Below are 2314 nucleotides of genomic sequence, written 5' to 3'. Positions count from 1 at the left end.
GCCGTGCAGCGGGCCAAGAGGCTCGCCCCGGTCGATGGCGCGCTGGGCGTTCTTCGCGCCCTGGCGCCAGGCGTCGAGGTCCTGGGCCACCAGGGCGTTGACGGCGGGATTGACTGCCTCGATACGGGCCAGGCAGCTCTCGGTCAGCTCCACGGCGGAGAGCTTCTTGGAACTCATCAAACGGCGCGCATCAAAGGCGCTCAGGTCACAGGCATTCATGGGCGATCTCCTTCACGGTATAGGGTTTACAGTAATCGCCCCCTTTCCCGCTGTATATCGCGTCTCGCCCTGTGCTTGCGCGCGAATGGCACAGACAACCTTTCAGCGATGCTTAAAACGAAAAAAACCACGACGTTTTCGTCGTGGTTTCTTGTATCGATCAAAGACGTGTCAGCGAGCCTTGCCCGCCGCCAGCACGTAAAGAAACTCGAGCCCCAGGGTCGCCGCGGCGAGTGAGGTGATGTCGCCGTGATCATAGGCCGGGTTGACCTCGACCAGGTCCATGCCGACGAGCTCCATGCCGACCAGGCCTCGAATCACTTTCAGCAGCAGGTCGGTACTCATGCCGCCGCACACCGGGGTGCCGGTGCCCGGGGCGAAGGCCGGGTCGAGGCCGTCGATGTCGAGGGTCACGTAGGCCGGGTGGTGGCCGACGCGAGCGCGTATCTTCTCGAGCACGGCTTTCGGTCCGTGGTCGTTGACCCAGTCGGCGTCCAGCACTTCATAAGGGTGGTTGTGGCGATCATAGCTTGTCCGGATGCCGATCTGCAGCGAGTGCTCCGGCACCACCAGGCCCTCTTTCAGCGCGTGATGGAAGATGGTGCCGTGATCGAAGCGCGTGCCCTGCTCGTAGGTGTCGGTATGGGCATCGAAGTGGATCAGCGCCAGCGGGCCGTGCTCGCGGGCATGGGCACGCAGCAGCGGCAGGCTGATGTAGTGATCGCCGCCGAGCGTGAGCATCTTCTTGCCGGCGGCGAGCCAGCGCCCGGCGTGGCTCTCCAGATTGTCCACCAGGCTTTCGGGTTCGCCGTAGGCGTAGTCCAGGTTGCCCGCATCCACGACTTTCAAGCGCTCTTCCAGGGCGAAATCCCAGGGCCAGCGCTTGCCTTCCCAGATCAGGTTTGCCGTGGCCTGGCGAATGGCGTTCGGCCCCATGCGCGTGCCCGCACGCCCCGAACAGGCCAGATCAAAAGGTACGCCGCTGACCACCACGTCCGCCTGCGTCGACCTGGGATCAAACGCCCGGGGCACGTTCATGAAGCTCGTGATGACATCGCCAAAGAGGCTTGGCATGGTGGGTGAGGTGAGCGGGGTAGAGTGGGTCACCGGCGGTGATCTCCTGGGGCGCAAGGTGGAAAAGCGACGAGAGCGCGACGATAAAAGTTTTGCAGCGATGAATGAAATGAATGTTTAGAATCTATTCATTCACTTCATGAATGGTGGCGGGCATGCGTCTACTGCGTCAGTTCGATCTCAACTTGCTGCTGGTGTTCGTGACGCTGATGCACGAGCGTCACGTCACCCGCGCCGCCGATAAGCTCCATGTGAGCCAGCCCGCGATCAGTCACGCCCTGAAGCGCCTGCGCGAGGCCCTCGACGACCCGCTGCTGGTACGCACCGAGCAGGGCATGCAGCCCACCCCCCGCGCCCAGGCGCTGCTGCCGGTGGTGCAGCAGGCGCTCGCCGTGCTGCAGGAGGGGCTGACGCCCCCGGCCTCCTTCGCGCCGCTCACCAGCACGCGGCGCTTCACCCTGGCCACCACGGACTATTTCGAGGAGGTGATGTACCCGGCGTTCCTGAGCCGGCTGCTGGCCAAGGCGCCGGGCATCAGCTTCGCCATCGAGCTGATCACCCCGGAGGTGCTGAGCAACGCGCTGGAGAGTCGTCAGGTGGATATGGTGGTGGGCGTCGACAGCCGTATCGCCCTGCCCGGCGGGGTGGTGAAGACCGCCTGGCTCGACGAGGCGTGGGTGTGCCTGGCAGCCCTCGACAACCCCGACATCGGCGCGCGCCTGAGCCTTGCCGCGTTCGCCCAGGCAAGCCACGTGGAGCTTGCCGACATCAGCGGGCTGGGGCCGACCCCCATCGACCACTGCCTGGAGCAGCACGGCCTGGGGCGGCGGGTGATCTCGCAAAACCTCAACTATCTCGCCGCCGCCCGGGTGGTGGCGCTGACCGGAGCGATCATGACGCTGCCCCGGCGCATGGCCGAGCGCTTCATCTCGCTGCTGCCGGTGCGTCTCGTCGAGGCGCCGGTGGAGCTCGGGGCGCTGACCATGACGCTGGCCCAGCACGAGCTCTACGCCAAGGAGCC

The 2314-nt window shown here is 65.3% G+C and carries 2 protein-coding genes and 1 pseudogene; 1 reads left to right on the top strand and 2 read right to left on the bottom strand.

The window, feature by feature from the left end; all coding sequences use genetic code 11:
• Together BIS11_RS15460 and speB are read right to left on the bottom strand one after the other, a co-directional pair.
• A pseudogene (locus BIS11_RS15460) lies at positions 1-219 on the bottom strand (amidase family protein); the annotation flags it as partial.
• A gap of 171 nt (positions 220-390) precedes the next feature.
• The gene (gene speB / locus BIS11_RS15455) at positions 391-1293 is read right to left on the bottom strand and encodes an agmatinase (RefSeq protein WP_253425847.1); all 903 of its coding nucleotides are present in this window, start codon (positions 1291-1293) and stop codon (positions 391-393) included.
• 155 nt (positions 1294-1448) lie between these two features.
• On the opposite strand from speB, the gene BIS11_RS15450 reads away from it, so the two are divergent.
• Positions 1449-2314 (top strand): LysR family transcriptional regulator (locus BIS11_RS15450; protein ID WP_253586483.1); only part of this gene is annotated, 866 nt, incomplete at its 3' end.

Source organism: Halomonas sp. 707D4 (genome assembly GCF_024158685.1).
In the GTDB taxonomy this organism is placed as follows: Bacteria; Pseudomonadota; Gammaproteobacteria; order Pseudomonadales; family Halomonadaceae; genus Vreelandella.
The sequence above is the reverse complement of the archived record's forward strand: the minus strand, read 5'-3'. Positions and strand labels throughout refer to the sequence as shown.

Coding starts and splice junctions, on each gene's coding strand:
- speB (WP_253425847.1), bottom strand. CDS start 1,293: ATGCCAAGCCTCTTTGGCGATGTCATCACGAGCTTCATGAACGTGCCC.